The organism is Pseudarthrobacter sp. LT1 (assembly GCF_035621795.1).
Lineage (GTDB): Bacteria > Actinomycetota > Actinomycetes > Actinomycetales > Micrococcaceae > Arthrobacter.
In genome coordinates this window covers 3,350,071-3,368,058 of sequence record NZ_CP141830.1, presented here as the reverse complement: position 1 = coordinate 3,368,058, position 17,988 = coordinate 3,350,071, and the positions used below count along the sequence as shown (strand labels likewise).

Annotated in this window: 15 protein-coding genes; 13 read left to right on the top strand and 2 right to left on the bottom strand. The window is 63.9% G+C overall.

Annotated elements, in window-relative coordinates; genetic code table 11:
- Window positions 1-15: 15 nt before the first annotated feature.
- The 8 genes from secE to rplL all read left to right on the top strand — a co-directional run bounded on the left by secE (window position 16) and on the right by rplL (window position 6,408).
- Window positions 16-300, top strand: a complete 285-nt coding sequence (gene secE / locus VIK36_RS15810; RefSeq protein WP_142133076.1) for a preprotein translocase subunit SecE — start codon at window positions 16-18, stop codon at window positions 298-300.
- A gap of 114 nt (window positions 301-414) precedes the next feature.
- A complete protein-coding gene (gene nusG / locus VIK36_RS15805; protein ID WP_324642652.1) occupies window positions 415-1,239 on the top strand; it encodes a transcription termination/antitermination protein NusG in 825 nt (274 codons plus the stop codon).
- 128 nt (window positions 1,240-1,367) lie between these two features.
- The gene (rplK, locus tag VIK36_RS15800; RefSeq protein ID WP_018760472.1) at window positions 1,368-1,799 is read left to right on the top strand and encodes a 50S ribosomal protein L11; all 432 of its coding nucleotides are present in this window, start codon (window positions 1,368-1,370) and stop codon (window positions 1,797-1,799) included.
- A 179-nt stretch (window positions 1,800-1,978) separates the two neighbouring features.
- Window positions 1,979-2,686 carry a 50S ribosomal protein L1 gene (rplA, locus tag VIK36_RS15795; protein WP_159631352.1) on the top strand — a complete coding sequence of 236 codons (708 nt, stop codon included), beginning with the start codon at window positions 1,979-1,981 and terminating at the stop codon, window positions 2,684-2,686.
- A 123-nt stretch (window positions 2,687-2,809) separates the two neighbouring features.
- A complete protein-coding gene (locus VIK36_RS15790; protein ID WP_324642650.1) occupies window positions 2,810-3,949 on the top strand; it encodes a GNAT family N-acetyltransferase in 1,140 nt (379 codons plus the stop codon).
- Between the two features lie 7 nt (window positions 3,950-3,956).
- Window positions 3,957-5,075, top strand: a complete 1,119-nt coding sequence (locus VIK36_RS15785; RefSeq protein ID WP_324642649.1) for a GNAT family N-acetyltransferase — start codon at window positions 3,957-3,959, stop codon at window positions 5,073-5,075.
- Window positions 5,076-5,371: 296 nt separating this feature from the next.
- A complete protein-coding gene (gene rplJ / locus VIK36_RS15780) occupies window positions 5,372-5,953 on the top strand; it encodes a 50S ribosomal protein L10 (RefSeq protein ID WP_255172854.1) in 582 nt (193 codons plus the stop codon).
- Between the two features lie 77 nt (window positions 5,954-6,030).
- A complete protein-coding gene (gene rplL / locus VIK36_RS15775; RefSeq protein WP_018760467.1) occupies window positions 6,031-6,408 on the top strand; it encodes a 50S ribosomal protein L7/L12 in 378 nt (125 codons plus the stop codon).
- A 73-nt stretch (window positions 6,409-6,481) separates the two neighbouring features.
- Here the strand turns inward: rplL and VIK36_RS15770 are convergent, their stop codons facing one another.
- On the bottom strand, window positions 6,482-6,979 hold the full coding sequence (locus tag VIK36_RS15770; protein WP_324642648.1) for a YbaK/EbsC family protein: 498 nt from the start codon (window positions 6,977-6,979) through the stop codon (window positions 6,482-6,484).
- Window positions 6,979-8,178 carry an acetyl-CoA C-acetyltransferase gene (locus tag VIK36_RS15765; RefSeq protein WP_255172852.1) on the bottom strand — a complete coding sequence of 400 codons (1,200 nt, stop codon included), beginning with the start codon at window positions 8,176-8,178 and terminating at the stop codon, window positions 6,979-6,981. The genes VIK36_RS15770 and VIK36_RS15765 overlap by 1 nt, the downstream gene beginning before the upstream one ends.
- Before the next feature lie 270 nt (window positions 8,179-8,448).
- Between VIK36_RS15765 and VIK36_RS15760 the strand changes: the two genes are divergently transcribed.
- The 5 genes from VIK36_RS15760 to rpsG all read left to right on the top strand — a co-directional run bounded on the left by VIK36_RS15760 (window position 8,449) and on the right by rpsG (window position 17,988).
- The gene (locus tag VIK36_RS15760; RefSeq protein WP_324642647.1) at window positions 8,449-8,940 is read left to right on the top strand and encodes a hypothetical protein; all 492 of its coding nucleotides are present in this window, start codon (window positions 8,449-8,451) and stop codon (window positions 8,938-8,940) included.
- A gap of 309 nt (window positions 8,941-9,249) precedes the next feature.
- A complete protein-coding gene (gene rpoB / locus VIK36_RS15755) occupies window positions 9,250-12,759 on the top strand; it encodes a DNA-directed RNA polymerase subunit beta (RefSeq protein ID WP_324642646.1) in 3,510 nt (1,169 codons plus the stop codon).
- A gap of 104 nt (window positions 12,760-12,863) precedes the next feature.
- Entirely contained in the window at window positions 12,864-16,763 is a 3,900-nt protein-coding gene (locus tag VIK36_RS15750) for a DNA-directed RNA polymerase subunit beta' (protein ID WP_159631358.1), read from the top strand.
- 378 nt (window positions 16,764-17,141) lie between these two features.
- Window positions 17,142-17,516: a 30S ribosomal protein S12 gene (gene rpsL / locus VIK36_RS15745; RefSeq protein ID WP_009358312.1), complete on the top strand. Its 375-nt coding sequence runs from the start codon at window positions 17,142-17,144 to the stop codon at window positions 17,514-17,516.
- A gap of 1 nt (window position 17,517) precedes the next feature.
- Window positions 17,518-17,988 carry a 30S ribosomal protein S7 gene (gene rpsG, locus VIK36_RS15740; RefSeq protein ID WP_003803829.1) on the top strand — a complete coding sequence of 157 codons (471 nt, stop codon included), beginning with the start codon at window positions 17,518-17,520 and terminating at the stop codon, window positions 17,986-17,988.

Here is a 17,988-nt window from a genome sequence, read left to right as displayed (position 1 = left end):
TCCACCATTGCAAAGATGAGCGAGGACCAGGTGACCGAAACAGCTGCCAGCAGCTCCAAGGGCCGCCCAGCTAAGAAGGAAGCCAAGGCAAACTTCTTCGCCCGCATTGCACTCTTTGTCCGCCAGATCATCGGCGAACTGAAGAAGGTTGTTGCCCCCACCCGCAAGGAACTGATCAACTACACGCTCGTGGTGCTGGTGTTCGTGGCCATCATGATGGTCATCGTCAGCCTGCTGGACATTGGTTTCGGAACCGCTGTCAGCTGGATCTTCGGCGGCACCGGCTCCAAGGACAGCTAAGGCTGCACGGTCCGCAGGCCGCGTGTTTCGCCCGGGTAACCGGAAGGAATCGCCGGCGTGCGGAATTGAGCCATTTAAATAGGCATGTTAGGCAATGAGGAAGCAGGAGACCAAGTGTCTGAGCAGGAGCTCGAGGTAACCGAGACTGGGCTGGAAGAATCCCCGGACGTCACGGCGGAAGCCGGTGAAGAGTCCGAGGTTGAGTCCTCCGCGCCCGAATCCGATGACGCAGCCTCCGACGCAGCAGTTGCTGACGCCGACGAAGCCGACGCTTCCGACGCCGACGGTGAAGACGAGCCCGCAGACGCTCTTGCCGCCGCTGCCGCCACCGCAGCCGCTGATCCGGCCGAGGAGTTCAAGGCCAAGCTGCGCCGCCAGGAGGGTGACTGGTACGTCATCCACTCCTACGCCGGTTACGAGAACCGCGTGAAGGCCAACCTTGAGACCCGCATCCAGACCCTGGACATGGAAGATTACATCTTCGAAATCCAGGTGCCCATGGAAGAAGTCGTGGAGATCAAGAACGCCCAGCGCAAGGTGATCAACCGCGTCCGCATCCCCGGCTACGTCCTGGTCCGCATGGACCTGACCGACGCCTCCTGGGGCGCCGTCCGCCACACTCCCGGCGTTACCGGCTTCGTGGGCAACGCCCACAACCCGGTCCCGCTGCGCCTGGACGAGGTCTTTTCCATGCTCGCTCCCGTCTTCGAGGAAGAGCAGGCCGAGAAGGGCAAGCCGGTCAACAAGCAGAACCAGGTTCACGTGGCCGTCGACTTCGAGGTCGGCGAGTCCGTCATCGTCAAGGAAGGTCCGTTCGAGACCCTCCCCGCCACGATCTCGGAGATCAAGCCCGAGTCCCAGACCCTCGTGGTGCTGGTCTCCATCTTCGAGCGCGAAACGCCGGTCACCCTGGCGTTCAACCAGGTCACCAAGATCTGAGAATCCTAGAATTCGTCCCGGTGCCGCCCGCTTAGCGGCACCGGAACGGCCGGCCGCCTCGCCATGGCGGCCAAAAACCTGAGGCACGCTCCTGTGCCCCAGGACGTTATTGAGAGAAGGACCCTACATTGGCTCCCAAGAAGAAGGTCACCGGCCTCATCAAGCTGCAGATCCAGGCAGGTGCCGCCAACCCGGCCCCGCCGATCGGTCCTGCGCTTGGCCAGCACGGTGTCAACATCATGGAATTCTGCAAGGCGTACAACGCTGCGACGGAAGCCCAGCGCGGAAACGTCATCCCCGTGGAAATCACGGTCTACGAGGACCGTTCCTTCACGTTCATCACCAAGACCCCGCCGGCTGCAGAGCTCATCAAGAAGGCTGCAGGCGTTGCCAAGGGTTCATCCACCCCGCACACCGTCAAGGTTGCCAAGCTGACCCAGGCCCAGGTCAACGAGATCGCCTCCACCAAGATGGAAGACCTCAACGCCACCAGCCTCGAAGGCGCAGCGAAGATCATCGCCGGCACCGCCCGCTCCATGGGCATCACCGTCGAGGGCTAACAGCCCTTACCGCTGTCCAGCGTCGGGGTAATTGACGACGACGGGCGGCACCGCCGGGACACCGGCACCAAAAAAATTGAAATGTTGGCCATCCGGGCCGGATAACGAACCGGATCACCGACTGTGGCAGGGCCCAGCGCGGTCCGCAGACCACAACTGCACAAGGAGAAATAAGCAGCATGGCAAAGCGCAGCAAAGCATATGAGGCAGCAGCCGCCAAGATCGACGCGGAGAAGCACTACGCACCGTTCGAGGCAGTAACGCTGGCCAAGGACACCAACCCGTCCAAGTTCGACGCCACCGTTGAGGTCGCTTTCCGCCTCGGCGTCGACCCCCGCAAGGCTGACCAGATGGTCCGCGGCACCGTCAACCTGCCCCACGGCACCGGTAAGACCGCCCGCGTCCTGGTTTTCGCAACGGGTGACAAGGCTGAGGCCGCAATCGCAGCCGGCGCCGACTTCGTTGGTTCCGACGACCTTATCGAAAAGATCGCCGGTGGCTGGACCGACTTCGACGCCGCCGTTGCCACCCCTGACCTCATGGGCAAGGTTGGCCGCCTCGGTAAGGTCCTGGGCCCGCGTAACCTGATGCCGAACCCGAAGACGGGCACCGTGACCCCCGACGTCACCAAGGCCGTCAACGACATCAAGGGTGGAAAGATCGACTTCCGCGTCGACAAGCACTCCAACCTGCACTTCATCATCGGCAAGGTTTCCTTCGACGCCATCAAGCTGGCCGAGAACTACGCAGCAGCACTGGAAGAGGTTCTTCGCCTCAAGCCGTCCGCTGCTAAGGGCCGCTACATCCAGAAGGCTACCGTTGCCACCACGTTCGGCCCCGGCATCTCCGTGGACCCCAACGTCACCAAGGTGCTCACCGAGGCATAGTCCCTCACTGAAGTTCCTGCTTCCGGAGTGATTCCGGAGCAATCGGAGACCGTTCCGGCGCTCATGCGCCGGGGCGGTCTTCTTTTTGCCTCCATACCGGCGGGCAGTGCCTAAGCTGGCGGCATGGACCAGCCCAAGCGAACCCAGCCCGCGTCTTCGCCGCCGTCCGCTGCCCTGGCGGTTGCCGCCGTCGTCATTCCTCCGCGCGGCCAGGACCTCCCTGGCACCGAGCCGTCCCCGGAGCTTCTGGCCTGCCAGGCCATGAAGGAGGCAGAGTCGCTGACCGTCTGGGGGAGCCTGGACCGCTGCCTTACCCCGGCCGAAGCGCTGGAGTTCTGGCGCGGCAACGAGTACGAGGAACGGCACCTGTTCCTTGCCCGGGCCGGCGGGGAGCCGGTGGGGCTGTGCTCCGTGACGCTGCCCCTGCGCGAGAACCTGGCCACCGCAGGCATCGACGTCCTGGTCGTTCCTGAGCGGCGCCGCAGGGGACTGGGACGCGTCCTGCTGGAGCATGCCGAAACCGTGGCACGGACACGCGGCAGGTCATCCTTGGATTCCTTCCATGAGGTGCCCCTGGACGCCGTACGGCGTGATTCGCCCATGATCCCCGCGAGATCCGGGGTTGGCCAACTGCCGGGGGATGACCCTGCAACTGCCTTTGCCCTGTCCGCCGGGTATGAGCTCGAGCAGGTGGAGCGTTCCAGCCGGCTCATGTTGCCCGTACCGGGTACCCTGCTGGCGCAACTGGAGGCTCAAGCCCTGGCCCGCAGCGGCGACTACATCCTGACGGCCTGGGACGGCCACTGCCCGGTGACGCTCGTAGCCGGCTATGCCGGGTTGCGGGCGCGGATGAGTACGGACGCCCCAACAGCCGGCATGGACTGGGAACGGGAGGACTGGGACGTCCGCCGCGTGCGTGACGATGAACAGGCCCTGGTCCGCAGCGGTGTGCAGATCTCTGTGGCCGCGGCGGTGTACCGCCCCACCGGTGAACTGGTTGCCTACTCCGTCCTGGCCTGGCGCCCCCAGGTCCCGGAGTCCTTGCTCCAGCAGGACACCCTCGTGGCGGCGGGGCACCGCGGCCACCGCCTGGGGATGCTGATCAAGGCGGCCAACCTGCGGCGTGCCCAGGAGAAATGGCCCCCGGCGCGCTCGGTCCTGACATGGAATGCCAGCGAAAACCAGCATATGCTGGCGATAAATACCGCCCTTGGATTCAGGCCCGCCGGCTATGAAGGTGAGTGGCAGAAACGGCTGGGATGATGCCCGCATGGCAATAGACGTGAAGATCGAGCAGCTGTATATACCCGACTCATTGGACACCCCGGACGCAGCAGACTTCCTCGCCGCCGTGGAGGTGGGCCGCAAGGTCCGGATGCAGACGTGGGGCAGCGACGACCTTGCGTACGGTCCACAGGAGAAGTTGCTTGAGTTCGCGGACCCCTACGAGCGCCAGCTGATCCTCGTGGCCAAGGTGGACGGCGCCATTGTGGGCACGGTTGATATTGCGCTGCCCCTGACCGACCACCTGGACCTGGCCGAGCTCACCCTGGACATCCTGCCCGAGTTCCAGCGGCAGGGGGTGGGGCGCCGCCTGCTTGAGGCTGCCGAACAGCTGGCCAGGGGTGAAGGCCGCACCATGATCCTGGTGGACACCAACCACCCGGGCGCGTCACTGCACGAGTTTGAACGGGCCCAGCTGGTGCCCGGTACCGGGCAGGGATTTGTGCCCCTGGAGAGCCGCGAAGTGGAGTTCGCACAGAGGACCGGATACACGCTGCAGCACATCGAGCAGTTCAGCTCCTGCCTCCTGCCCCTGGACACCAAGCTGGTGGCCGACCTCCAGGCTGAAGCCGAGGAAGCCAACAACGGCAGGTACCGGCTGCACCATTGGACGGACCGTTGCCCGGACCGCTGGCTGGAGGCCGTGGCCGTGCTGGAAAACCAGGCCGGCGCCGACGTGGACCCTTCCTTGGATGCGCCGATTGAGCAGGACATGGTGTTCGACGGCGGCATCCTGCGTGAGGCGGAGGACGTCGCCATCGCGCAGGGCAGGAGAACGGTGGTCACCGCCGTCGAGTACATCGCCACCGGGGCGCTGGTGGGCCTGACCACCATCACCGTCCTGGCCCACCGGGCTGACGTGGTGTTCCAGGACGATACCTTGGTCCTGCAGGAACACCGGGGCAACAAGCTCGGGCTGCTGATCAAGGTGGCCAACATGGAGCGGCTCAGCGAGCAGTTCCCGGACGCGCGCATCATTTACACCTGGAATGCGCCGGAGAACCGGTACCTCCTGACGGTCAACAAGCAGCTCGGATTCCAGACGGCCGGTGTGACGGGTATCTGGCAGAAGGAGCTCCCCACGCTGCGCACCAGCACCAGCTGAGCGCCGATTTGGCGGACCGGCAATGCCTCGCGTAAGCTGGGGGTACCAAAGACCGTCGGTTGTTGGAAATCCACTCTCCTGAACATGGCTCAACTCTGCAGTTGTGCGCTGGGGACCACAGTGGCTTTCCGGACGAAGGACCCTCAACGCAGGGCGGCCGGCGCAGGTGAACGAAGCAAAGCTCCACGGCATAAACGTGTTGAGCCAAGCCCCGTGCATCTGCGCGGGGCGTTTTTAGTTTTAGCTCTCTTGAGCGGGGACCGTCGAATACCGGCACTATCCCCGGAAGGAGGGTTATGGCAACGCCTACCAAGGTTTCAGCAGTAGCTGAGATCACTAACGATTTCAAGGAATCGAACGCCGCTGTCCTGACCGAATACCGCGGGCTCACCGTTGCACAGCTCAAGCAGCTGCGTGTTTCTCTCGGCCAGGACACCAAGTTCGCGGTCGTCAAGAACACCCTGACCGCCATTGCAGCCAAGGAAGCCGGCGTCGAAGCATTCGACGGCCAGCTTGCCGGCCCCACTGCAATCGCGTTCATCAAGGGTGACGCAGTTGCCGCTGCCAAGAGCCTGACGGATTTTGCCAAGGCCAACAAGCAGCTGGTCATCAAGACCGGTTACTTCGAGGGCAAGGCGCTGGACGCCAGCGAGGTCGCCGCACTGGCTGCCCTCGAGTCCCGCGAGCTGCAGCTCGCCAAGGTTGCAGGCGTCCTCAAGGCACCTGCCGCCGCAGCTGCACGCATCATCGACGCACTGCGCCTCAAGCTTGAAGAAGAGAACGGTGCACCGGCAGCTGCCGAAGCGCCTGCCGCTGAAGAAGCCCCTGCCGCTGAAGCTGAAGCTCCCGCTGAAGCTCCTGCTGCCGAAGAGAACTAGTTCTCTTTACCCCACCAGACTCCGGTGTCATCCCGGCCGAACGCCGGCGGGACACCACAACAGGAAGGACGCCTACCATGGCGAAGCTCAGCAACGAAGAGCTCATTGAAGCTTTCAAGGAACTGACCATCATCGAGCTCTCCGAGTTCGTTAAGCTCTTCGAAGAGACCTTCGAAGTTACCGCCGCTGCTGTTGCAGTTGCCGGCCCCGCCGGTGGCGGAGCTGCTGAAGAGGTTGAAGAGAAGACCGACTTCGACGTCATCCTCGAATCTGCCGGTGACAAGAAGATCGCAGTCATCAAGGAAGTTCGCGCCATCACCTCCCTCGGCCTCAAGGAAGCCAAGGACCTGGTTGACAGCGCCCCCAAGGCTGTTCTCGAAGGCGCCAACAAGGAAGCTGCCGAGAAGGCCAAGGAGCAGCTCGAGGCTGCAGGCGCCACCGTTACCCTCAAGTAACAACGCCTTTTCCTTCGGAAACCCCGTCCACTCCGGTGGGCGGGGTTTCCTGCTTTAACAAAGGCCTTCCGTTTCAGGAAGGCTCGCTGATGTCCGCCACCACGGCGCCCAGTGCTGCGGTCAGCTCATCGGCATCCACGAAGGCGCTGTAGCCGTGTGCCCCGGCCCCCATGGAGATGCGCCGCCCGGTGATCGTGGCGTCCGCATAGACGGGCCAGGCGGTGGTGCTGCCCAGCGGCGTGATGGTGCCGCGCTCGTAGCCAGTGGCCTCCAGTGCGGTTCCTGCGGGTGGCAGCGACAGCTTGTTCACGCCCACCAGGGCGCGGAGCTTGGGCCACGAAATCTGCCGGTCGCCCGGGATGAGCGCGAAAAGGAACGTCCCGTCCTTGTGCTTGACTACCAGGGATTTGACGATGTCCGCCGGTGTGATTCCCATGATGACCGCGGCCTCTTCGAGGCTCTTCGCTGCGGGCCGTTCCACCACGTCAACTGCCAGGCCGCGGGCAGCGGCGTCGGCCAGGAACCGTTCCCGTCCGACGCCGTCCGCTCCGTTTCCGGATGAGCCCGCCATCAGTCGCGGTACAGCAGGAGGGCCTCACCCTGCCCGCCCCCGCCGCAGAGGGACACTGCAGCCTTGCCGGTCCCGCGCCGCTTCAGCTCATGGGCGGCGTGGGCGGCCAGCCGGGCACCCGAGGCGCCGATCGGATGACCCAACGCAATGGCGCCGCCGTGGAGGTTGCACTTCTCCAGCGGGTAGTCCAGGTCCTTGAGGGACTGCACGGCCACCGAGCCGAAGGCTTCATTGATCTCGATGAAGTCAAGGTCGGCGGTGCTCCACCCCGCTTTGCCAAGGGCGTTCATGATGGCGTTGGAGGGCTGGGAATGCAGGGAATTGTCAGGCCCGGCCACCTGTCCCGGCTTCCCGACCACCGCCAGGTATTCGAGCCCGTGCTCCTCCGCATAGCCGCGGGAGGCGAGCACCAGGGCTGCGGCGCCGTCGGACAGGGGAGAGGAGTTGCCCGCGGTAATGGTGCCGTCAGTGACGAATGCAGCGCGCAGTCCGGCCAGCGATTCGATCGAGGTATTGGGGCGGACCCCTTCATCGGTGTCCACCACCAGGGGCTCGCCTTTGCGCTGCTTGACGCTGATAGGTGCGATCTCGCCGTCGAACGTTCCGTTTTTCGCCGCAAGCGCCGCGCGCTGGTGCGATTGGGCGGCGACGTTGTCCTGGGAGGTGCGGTCGATACCCAGCGAGAGGTTCCGCGTCTCGGTGGACAGGCCCATCGACTCCCCGTCAAAGGCATCGGTCAGCCCGTCGTGTGCGGCAGCGTCCAGCGCCTGGATGGAGCCGTAGGTCCACCCCTGTCGCGATCCCGGAAGCAGGTGCGGTGCCCGGCTCATCGACTCCTGGCCGCCGGCCACCACCACGGCAGCCTCGCCCGCGCGGATCATCCGGGCGGCGTCGATCACCGCGGTCAGCCCGGAAAGGCACACCTTGTTGACGGTCACGGCAGGCACGTTCCACCCGATGCCGGCGCCGATTGCGCTTTGCCGCGCAGGGTTCTGCCCGGCGCCTGCCTGCAGGACCTGGCCCATGATGACGGCCTCCACATCCGCTGCATCGACGCCGCTGGAGCCCAGTGCGGCCTTGATGGCGTGCGCGCCAAGATCCACGGCCGTGAGGCTGGACAGTTGGCCGTTGATCCGGCCCTGCGGGGTCCGTGCGGCCCCGAGGATGACAACGTCATTGCTGAGAGGAGTGTTGTCCATGGTTACCACTTTCAGTCCGGTTTCGGTCTAAGCCACCAAGGCTATCGTGAGCCTGGTCACCCAACTATTCAAACGCCGGGAGCGCCATGTGCATTCCTTAGGCTGCATCCTGCTGGCGGGTTTTGCAGCACGGCACGGCAGGGGAGAGGTACCCATCTGCTGGGTTGTGTACGACGGCGGCCGCTTGCGTAGGGTGGACGGCGAGGCTGTGCAGGGGACGCGCTTTGCAGGGGACACCAGGTCCGGAGCCGGGACGGACGGAGCGACATCGTGAAGAAGACACGTAATGCGGCTGCCATCGCCGCCATGGCCATATTGACGGGCAGTGCGCTGGCGGGTTGCTCGATGTCCACGCCGGCGCCGGCGGAAACCACCCAGTCCACGCCGGCGCCCTCGGACAACGGTGCGGCAGGCACCAGCCCTGCCCCCTCCATCGGGCCGGGAAGTACCGGTGCGGCCCGGGCAGGGGGAACCAAGGCAGCCTGCGAACTCTTCAACAAACTGGTGGCGGACTACGCTGCCGTTTCCCCCACCGATTCACAGGGCTACGAGGACGTCTACTCACGGGCCCAGGACGCCAAGGACACTGTTTCCGGGGACCTGAGGGGGCTGTTCACCTCGCTGAGCCTGCTGGCCATCGACCACTCGTCGGCGGCGGAAACCGGGGGCAAGCCGTCCCAGGAATCCAAGGACGCGGTAAGGGATGCTGTCTTCGCGAACGCGGGCAGCTGCACGGCCGAGGGCGTTACGCTGCGCCTCTAGGCGGTCCGCACCCCCGGCTCGGGCCGCCGGAAACTGGGTGCTTGCAATCCGGCGGGATGTGGGGTAGACACGTAGGTTATTTTGCCGTATCGTAGATATTTGCGTCTTCCCTGTTTACCTTCAGCCTTCATATAGCGGTGGGCTTTGCCTGGCAGCTGGCAATCAACGTGCCGTAACAACGGTCACAGCATAGTCAGTTCAGGCCCCGGGTCATATAGCGGAACCGGATGGTAGCGCTGCGGAGTCACTTCGCAGGGTGCACAGCGGGGGAGATCTGAAAACGCCTGAAGGTCTGTGGAAGGATCCCTCTTGGTCGCCTCGAGCACCTCTAATAACGAAACCGCTAACACTGCCGACAGCACTGATGGTGCCACTCGCCGGCTCTCATTCGCAAAGATTCACGAACCCCTTGACGTTCCGAATCTGCTTGCCCTGCAGACGGACAGCTTTGACTGGCTGGTCGGCAATGAGCGCTGGCAGGCACGCGTGGCAAAGGCTGTCGAAGAAAACGATCTCAGCGTCGCCACCACGTCCGGCCTGTCGGACATCTTCGAAGAGATCTCCCCGATCGAGGACTTCCAGGGCACCATGTCCCTGAGCTTCTCCGATCCGGAGTTCGCTGACCCCAAGTACACCATGGCTGAGTGCAAGGACCGGGACGCAACGTACTCGGCTCCGCTGTACGTCAAGGCCGAGTTCATGAACAACAACACGGGCGAAATCAAGCAGCAGACCGTGTTCATGGGTGACTTCCCCCTGATGACCGAGAAGGGCACCTTCGTCGTCAACGGCACCGAGCGTGTCGTCGTCTCCCAGCTGGTCCGTTCGCCGGGCGCCTACTTCGAGCGCGCCGCCGACAAGACCAGCGACAAGGACATCTTCACCGCGAAGATCATCCCGTCCCGCGGTGCATGGTTCGAGCTCGAGATCGACAAGCGCGACCAGGTCGGTGTCCGCCTCGACCGCAAGCGTAAGCAGTCCGTCACGGTCCTGCTGAAGGCCCTGGGCTGGACCGAAGGCCAGATCCTCGAAGAGTTCGGCCAGTACGACTCCATGCGGGCAACCCTGGAGAAGGACGCCACCGAAACCCGCGAAGACGCCCTGCTGGACATCTACCGCAAGCTGCGTCCGGGCGAGCCGCCCACCGTCGAGGCTGCCCAGTCCCTGCTGGATAACCTGTACTTCAACTCCAAGCGCTACGATCTGGCCAAGGTTGGCCGCTACAAGATCAACCGCAAGCTTGGCATCGACCGCTCCCTTGGCGACAAGGAAGCCTCTGTCCTGCACGTTGAAGACATCGTCGCCATGATCAAGTTCCTCGTCGCGCTGCACGCCGGCGAGAAGACCATCAAGGGCACACGCGATGGCCAGGAAGTGGACCTGCGCGTCGAGATCGACGACATCGACCACTTCGGCAACCGCCGCATCCGCGCCGTTGGCGAGCTCATCGAGAACCAGGTCCGCACCGGCCTGTCCCGCATGGAGCGCGTTGTCCGCGAGCGTATGACCACCCAGGACGTCGAGGCCATCACGCCGCAGACCCTGATCAACATCCGCCCCGTGGTTGCAGCCATCAAGGAGTTCTTCGGAACTTCCCAGCTGTCGCAGTTCATGGACCAGAACAACCCGCTCTCGGGCCTGACCCACAAGCGCCGCCTGTCGGCCCTTGGCCCCGGTGGTCTGTCCCGTGACCGCGCCGGCATGGAAGTCCGTGACGTGCACCCGTCCCACTACGGACGTATGTGCCCCATCGAAACCCCTGAAGGCCCGAACATTGGTCTGATCGGTTCGCTGGCTTCCTACGGCCGCATCAACCCGTTCGGTTTCATCGAGACCCCGTACCGCCTGGTCAAGGACGGCGTCGTCTCCGACGACGTCCAGTACCTGACGGCCGACGACGAGGCCGAGGTCCTGATCGCCCAGGCCAATGCCCCGCTCGACGAGAACAAGAAGTTCGCCGAAGACACCGTCTTGGTCCGTGCCCGCGGTGGTGGAGGCGAGCCCGTCCTGGTTCCGGCCGCAGACGTCGAGTTCATGGACGTTTCCCCGCGCCAGATGGTGTCCGTGGCTACGGCCCTGATCCCGTTCCTGGAGCACGACGACGCCAACCGCGCACTCATGGGTGCCAACATGCAGCGCCAGGCTGTGCCGCTGGTCCGTTCCGAGGCCCCCTTCGTGGGCACCGGCATGGAGCGCGCCGCCGCCGTCGACGCCGGTGACGTTGTCATCGCCAAGAAGGCCGGTGTGGTCACCGAGGTTTCCGCCGAGCTCGTCATCATGCTCAACGACGACGGCACCGAGACCAACTACCGCATCAACAAGTTCGCCCGCTCCAACCAGGGCAACTGCTACAACCACCGCGTCCTGGTCAACGAAGGCCAGCGCCTGGAAGTTGGCGGCATCATCGCCGACGGCCCGGCAACGGACCAGGGTGAGCTCGCACTGGGCAAGAACCTGCTCGTGGCATTCATGTCATGGGAAGGCCACAACTTCGAGGACGCCATCATCCTCTCGCAGCGCATCGTTGCCGAGGACGTCCTTTCCTCCATCCACATCGAGGAGCACGAGATCGATGCCCGCGACACCAAGCTTGGTGCCGAGGAAATCACCCGTGACATCCCCAACGTGTCCGAGGAAGTCCTGGCCGGCCTGGACGAGCGCGGCATCATCCACATCGGTGCCGAGGTTGAAGCAGGGGACATCCTGGTCGGAAAGGTCACCCCGAAGGGTGAAACCGAACTGACCCCGGAAGAGCGCCTGCTGCGCGCCATCTTCGGTGAGAAGTCCCGCGAAGTCCGCGACACCTCCCTGAAGGTTCCCCACGGCGAGTCCGGAACCGTCATCGGCGTGCGCGTCTTCGACCGCGACAACGACGACGAGCTGCCCCCGGGCGTGAACCAGCTGGTCCGCGTCTACGTGGCCGCCAAGCGCAAGATCACCGACGGCGACAAGCTCGCCGGCCGCCACGGCAACAAGGGTGTTATCTCCAAGATCCTCCCGATCGAGGACATGCCCTTCCTTGCCGACGGCACCCCCGTTGACATCGTCCTGAACCCGCTGGGTGTTCCGGGCCGTATGAACGTGGGCCAGGTGCTCGAAACGCACCTCGGCTGGGTTGCCAAGACCGGTTGGAAGATCGAAGGCGAGCCCGAGTGGGTCAAGCAGCTGCCGAACCTGCCGCGCGAGAGTGGTCCCACCACTGTTGCCACGCCGGTGTTCGACGGTGCCCGCGAAGAGGAAATCACGGGCCTGCTGGATTCCACCAACGTGACCCGCGACGGTGACCGCCTGATTAACTCCTCGGGCAAGACCCGCCTGTTTGACGGCCGCTCCGGCGAGCCGTTCCCGGATCCGATCTCGGTCGGCTACATGTACATCCTGAAGCTCCACCACCTGGTGGACGACAAGATCCACGCACGCTCCACCGGCCCGTACTCCATGATCACGCAGCAGCCGCTGGGTGGTAAGGCACAGTTCGGTGGCCAGCGCTTCGGTGAAATGGAAGTGTGGGCGCTCGAAGCTTACGGCGCCGCCTACACCCTCCAGGAACTCCTCACGATCAAGTCCGATGACATCCACGGTCGTGTAAAGGTCTACGAAGCGATCGTCAAGGGCGAGAACATCCCCGAGCCGGGCGTTCCCGAATCCTTCAAGGTCTTGATCAAGGAAATGCAGTCGCTGTGCCTGAACGTGGAAGTTCTTTCCACGGACGGAACCACAATTGAAATGCGTGACTCTGATGACGCAGTCTTCACGGCTGCGGAAGAACTGGGCATCGATCTGTCTCGCGCAGAGCCCAGCTCCGTAGAAGAGGTTTAGCAGGCGGGCGTTCGACGGCGGGTGCCCACCCGCCGTCGAACCCCATCTCCCTCATCCCGCACCAAGACTTCAGAATTTAGAGAACAAGAGAGAACAGGGACCATATGTCCAGCGAATCCTCCTTCGGCCTCATGCAGATCGGCCTCGCCACCGCGGAAGACATCCGCGGCTGGTCGTACGGCGAGGTTAAGAAGCCGGAAACCATCAACTACCGCACGCTCAAGCCCGAGAAGGACGGCCTCTTCTGCGAGAAGATCTTCGGCCCGTCCCGGGACTGGGAATGCTACTGCGGCAAGTACAAGCGCGTGCGCTTCAAGGGCATCATCTGTGAGCGCTGTGGCGTTGAAGTCACCCGCGCCAAGGTCCGCCGTGAGCGCATGGGCCACATCGAACTGGCCGCCCCCGTTACCCACATCTGGTACTTCAAGGGTGTTCCGTCCCGCCTGGGCTACCTCCTTGACCTGGCGCCGAAGGACCTCGAAAAGGTCATCTACTTCGCTGCCTACATGATCACCAGCGTCGACGAGGCTGCCCGCCACGAGGAACTGCCCAACCTGCAGGTTGAGCACGACATCGAGAAGAAGCAGCTGATCGACAACCGCGACGCCGACATCGCCGCGATCGCCCGCGACCTTGAAGGCGAAATTGCACGCCTTGAGGGCGAAGGCGCCAAGGCTGCCGACAAGAAGAAGGCCCGCGACTCCGCCGACCGCCAGATGGCCAACGTGCGCAAGCGTGCCGACGCCGACATCGAGCGCCTCGAGCAGGTCTGGGACCGCTTCAAGAACCTGAAGGTCGCCGACCTCGAAGGTGACGAAGGCCTGTACCGCGAACTGCGCGACCGCTACGGCATGTACTTCGAAGGCTCCATGGGTGCCGAGGCGATCAAGAAGCGCCTCGAGAACTTCGACATGCAGGCCGAGTCCGACCTGCTGCGCGACGTTATCGCCAACGGCAAGGGCCAGCGCAAGACCCGCGCCCTCAAGCGGCTCAAGGTGGTCAACGCATTCCTGACCACCAACAACAGCCCGCTCGGCATGGTCCTCGACGCCGTCCCGGTGATCCCGCCGGAACTGCGCCCCATGGTCCAGCTGGACGGTGGCCGCTTCGCGACCTCCGACCTCAACGACCTGTACCGCCGCGTGATCAACCGCAACAACCGCCTCAAGCGCCTGCTTGACCTGGGTGCTCCGGAGATCATCGTCAACAACGAGAAGCGCATGCTTCAGGAAGCTGTTGACAGCCTCTTCGACAACGGCCGCCGCGGCCGCCCGGTCACCGGACCTGGCAACCGTCCGCTCAAGTCCCTGAGCGACATGCTCAAGGGCAAGCAAGGCCGTTTCCGCCAGAACCTCCTCGGCAAGCGCGTCGACTACTCGGGCCGTTCGGTCATCGTCGTCGGTCCGCAGCTGAAGCTGCACCAGTGCGGCCTGCCCAAGCAGATGGCCCTGGAGCTCTTCAAGCCGTTCGTGATGAAGCGCCTGGTTGACCTCAACCACGCCCAGAACATCAAGTCGGCAAAGCGGATGGTGGAGCGCTACCGCCCGCAGGTCTGGGACGTGCTCGAAGAGATCATCACCGAACACCCGGTGCTGCTCAACCGTGCACCTACCCTGCACCGCCTGGGCATCCAGGCGTTCGAGCCGCAGCTTGTTGAAGGCAAGGCAATCCAGCTGCACCCGCTGGTTTGTGGCGCGTTCAACGCCGACTTCGACGGCGACCAGATGGCAGTCCACCTGCCGCTGAGCCCCGAGGCGCAGGCTGAGGCCCGCATCCTGATGCTGTCCTCGAACAACATCCTGAAGCCCTCTGACGGACGCCCGGTCACCCTGCCTTCGCAGGATATGATCATCGGCCTGTACCACCTGACCACCAAGCGCAAGGGCTCGGCCGGCGAAGGCAGGATCTTCTCCTCCGTATCGGAAGCCATCATGGCCTTCGATGCACGCGAGCTTCACCTGAACTCGCAGGTCAAGATCCGGCTCGAAGGATTCGTTCCCTACGCCGGCTGGGAAGCCCCGGAAGGCTGGGAGCCCGGTCAGCCGGCGCTCGTCCAGACCTCCCTGGGCCAGGTTGTGTTCAACCAGACCCTGCCCGAGGACTACCCGTGGGTTGAAGCCGTTGCCGACAAGGGCGAACTGTCGCGGATCGTCAACGACCTCGCCGAGCGCTACCCCAAGGTCGTCACCGCGGCAACGCTGGACAACTTGAAGGATGCCGGTTTCTACTGGGCCACCCGCTCGGGCGTCACCGTCGCCATCTCCGACATCGAGGTTCCCGCTGCCAAGCCGGAAATCCTTGCAGGGTACGAGGAGCGCGCCGCCAAGATCCAGGGCCAGTACGACAAGGGCCTGATCGACGACGACGAGCGCCGCCAGGAACTGATCGAGATCTGGAACAAGGCAACCAACGACATCGCCTCGGTGATGCGTGAGAGCCTGTCCCCGATGAACACCATCAACCGCATGGTGTCCTCCGGTGCCCGTGGTAACTGGATGCAGGTCCGCCAGATCGCGGGTATCCGTGGCCTGGTGGCCAACCCGAAGGGTGAGATCATCCCGCGCCCCATCAAGTCCTCCTACCGCGAGGGCCTGTCGGTGCTGGAATACTTCATCGCCACGCACGGTGCCCGTAAGGGCCTGGCCGATACCGCACTGCGTACCGCCAACTCGGGTTACCTGACCCGTCGACTGGTGGACGTCTCGCAGGACGTCATCGTCCGCGAAGAGGACTGCGGCACCGAGCGTGGCCTGGTTACGCCCATCGCCGTCGCCGATTCCAACGGTGAGCTGGTCCTGGACGAGAACGTCGAGAACAGCGCCTACGCACGTACGCTGGCTGTCGACGTCGTGGACTCCGAGGGCAACGTCCTCGCAGCCGCCGGCACCGACTGCGGCGACGTTGTGATCGACGAGCTCTTCAAGGCAGGCATCACCGAGGTCAAGGTCCGCTCCGTACTCACCTGTGAGTCCAGCGTCGGCACCTGCGCCCTGTGCTACGGCCGCTCGCTGGCCACCGGCAAGACCGTGGACATCGGCGAGGCCGTGGGCATTATCGCCGCACAGTCCATCGGTGAACCCGGTACCCAGCTGACCATGCGTACGTTCCACACCGGTGGTGCTGTTTCCGCCGGTGGTGGCGACGACATCACCCAGGGTCTGCCCCGTATCCAGGAGCTCTTCGAAGCCCGTACTCCGAAGGGTGTTGCCCCGATTGCTGAAGCAGCCGGCCGCATCACCATCGAAGAGTCCGAGCGCCAGATGCGCCTGGTCATCACCCCGGATGACGGAACGGAAGAGATCGCCTACCCGGTCCTCCGCCGTTCACGCCTGCTGATCGAAGACGGCGACCACGTCTCCGTTGGCCAGAAGCTGATCAACGGCCCGGTCGACCCCAAGCAGGTCCTGCGCATCATGGGCCCGCGTGCGGCACAGAAGTTCCTCGTGGACGAAGTGCAGGGCGTGTACCGCAGCCAGGGCATTGGTATCCACGACAAGCACGTCGAGGTTATCGTCCGCCAGATGCTGCGCCGCGTCACGGTCATCGAGTCCGGCGAATCGGACCTGCTGCCCGGCGAGCTCGCCGAGCGCAGCCGCTTCGAGGACGCCAACCGCCGCGTTGTGTCCGAGGGCAAGACTCCGGCTTCCGGACGTCCTGAACTCATGGGCATCACCAAGGCGTCGCTGGCCACCGAGTCCTGGCTGTCGGCAGCTTCCTTCCAGGAGACCACCCGCGTCCTGACGCAGGCGGCCATGGAAGGCAAGAGCGATCCGCTGCTCGGCCTGAAGGAAAACGTCATCATCGGTAAGCTGATCCCGGCCGGCACGGGTCTCCCGCGCTACACCGAGGTCACCGTGGAGCCCACTGAGGAAGCAAAGGCCAACCTGTTCACCGGCCCCAGCGCATTCAGTGACTTCTCGTACGACACCCTGGGCGGTGACGGAGCTCCCGAGTTCCACGCCATCCCGCTGGATGACTACGACCTGGGCAATGACTTCCGCTGATCCGGAAGCTTGACGACGGATGGTCCCGCACCGAAAGGTGGGGGACCATCCCCGTTTAACCCGCCGATTAAGGCATGGAGCCCGTCCATGCTAGACTTGTTACCAATTGTTATTGTGGCAGTGGATGAGTGCGCCGGTATCAGCTGAGAAGCTGGATTAGAGCGACGTTTCCGGTTTGCAGGGTTCTTGTGCAACGTATGCCACATTTTTGCATGCCTAGGGAACTGCAGGAATGTACGTTTCGTGCCGGTGTGCGATCCGACTATTAAGGCTTCGCCTTCGCCGCCATGGAGATTCCCTTCAGGGCCCGGGCGGCGGGGCAACGCAACAGGAGAGTGGCCGGAAACAGCCACTCCGGATAAAACGGAGAACACGAGAGTGCCTACGATTAACCAGCTGGTCCGTAAGGGCCGCACGCCTAAGGTCTCAAAGACCAAGGCTCCCGCGCTTAAGGGCAGCCCCATGCGCCGCGGTGTTTGCACCCGCGTCTACACCACCACCCCGAAGAAGCCGAACTCGGCTCTCCGTAAGGTGGCACGTGTGCGCCTCAACGGCGGCGTGGAAGTTACCGCCTACATCCCCGGTGTTGGCCACAACCTGCAGGAGCACTCCATTGTGCTCGTTCGCGGTGGTCGTGTTAAGGACCTCCCGGGTGTCCGCTACAAGATCGTCCGTGGCGCCCTCGATACCCAGGGTGTGAAGAACCGTAAGCAGGCCCGCAGCCGCTACGGCGCAAAGATGGAGAAGAAGTAATATGCCTCGCAAGGGTCCGGCCCCCAAGCGGCCGCTCGTTTCGGATCCGGTATACGGTTCCCCGCTGGTAACCCAGCTCATCAACAAGGTACTCGTTGACGGCAAGAAGTCCACGGCGGAGCGCATCGTCTACGGTGCACTCGAAGGCGCTCGCGCCAAGTCCGGCGGCGACCCCGTTGCAGCCCTGAAGAAGGCCATGGACAATGTCAAGCCTTCCCTCGAGGTCCGCTCCCGCCGTGTCGGTGGCGCCACCTACCAGGTTCCGGTTGAGGTCAAGCCGGGCCGCTCCACCGCACTCGCCCTGCGGTGGCTGGTTGGCTACTCCAAGGCCCGCCGCGAGAAGACGATGACCGAGCGCCTCCAGAACGAAATCCTGGACGCGTCGAACGGTCTCGGTGCCGCTGTGAAGCGTCGCGAAGACACCCACAAGATGGCCGAGTCCAACAAGGCCTTCGCACACTACCGCTGGTAA

Bases quoted from the DNA above. Each gene is read 5' to 3' on its own strand.
- VIK36_RS15770 (WP_324642648.1), bottom strand. From the start codon at position 6,979: ATGGCGGGCTCATCCGGAAACGGAGCGGACGGCGTCGGACGGGAACGG.
- rplL (WP_018760467.1), top strand. From the start codon at position 6,031: ATGGCGAAGCTCAGCAACGAAGAGCTCATTGAAGCTTTCAAGGAACTG.
- rpsG (WP_003803829.1), top strand. From the start codon at position 17,518: ATGCCTCGCAAGGGTCCGGCCCCCAAGCGGCCGCTCGTTTCGGATCCG.
- rplA (WP_159631352.1), top strand. From the start codon at position 1,979: ATGGCAAAGCGCAGCAAAGCATATGAGGCAGCAGCCGCCAAGATCGAC.
- VIK36_RS15765 (WP_255172852.1), bottom strand. From the start codon at position 8,178: ATGGACAACACTCCTCTCAGCAATGACGTTGTCATCCTCGGGGCCGCA.
- VIK36_RS15750 (WP_159631358.1), top strand. From the start codon at position 12,864: ATGTCCAGCGAATCCTCCTTCGGCCTCATGCAGATCGGCCTCGCCACC.
- secE (WP_142133076.1), top strand. From the start codon at position 16: ATGAGCGAGGACCAGGTGACCGAAACAGCTGCCAGCAGCTCCAAGGGC.
- VIK36_RS15785 (WP_324642649.1), top strand. From the start codon at position 3,957: ATGGCAATAGACGTGAAGATCGAGCAGCTGTATATACCCGACTCATTG.
- VIK36_RS15790 (WP_324642650.1), top strand. From the start codon at position 2,810: ATGGACCAGCCCAAGCGAACCCAGCCCGCGTCTTCGCCGCCGTCCGCT.
- rplJ (WP_255172854.1), top strand. From the start codon at position 5,372: ATGGCAACGCCTACCAAGGTTTCAGCAGTAGCTGAGATCACTAACGAT.